This is a genomic window from Vibrio sp. 1978 (assembly GCF_033344345.1).
In genome coordinates this window covers 1-519 of sequence record NZ_JAWPOP010001015.1, presented here as the reverse complement: position 1 = coordinate 519, position 519 = coordinate 1, and the positions used below count along the sequence as shown (strand labels likewise).

Here is a 519-nt window from a genome sequence, read left to right as displayed (position 1 = left end):
AGTCATAACAAATTCCAACTATTTCCTTATTTGCTCAAAAAGGGCACTTCCACAGCCCATGTTTATGCACTCCCTCCCGTAACCTCCAGCATTGGGTTCTTGTAACTCAAAACGAATGGAGAATGCGATGATCAATTTCAAGCCTAAAATTCCGGCGATGCTTGGGGCTCTGGCGGTTCTTACCGCTGGTGCTGCTCATGCAGAGCTGCTGGAATACACCTTTAAGGCTCCAGATGGTACGCAACGGTCTCTGACTCCGAATGCCAACTATGCCAACCCAACGGGCAATATCTCGTTTGCCTTGAGTGCCGGTATCGACCGAAAGGTAAAGATTTCGGTGCTTCGGTCGGATGGAACAGTGGTTTCGACAGCGACCAGCCACCTTCTTGGGGCTACTGATCGCATCACAGTGGGTGGAAAATCCTACTATGGTGCGGAACTTCAACTACCGGCTCCTTCCGAGGGAGTCTACAAACTAAGGGCCGAAATACTGGCGTCAGACGGAAGTTCCGTTCAGAC

1 protein-coding gene is annotated in these 519 nt (G+C 50.5%); it reads left to right on the top strand.

The window, feature by feature from the left end; genetic code table 11:
- Window positions 1–127 precede the first annotated feature (127 nt).
- The coding region (locus R8N49_RS30400; RefSeq protein WP_318190860.1) for a DUF4165 domain-containing protein at window positions 128–519 on the top strand (392 nt) is incomplete at its 3' end.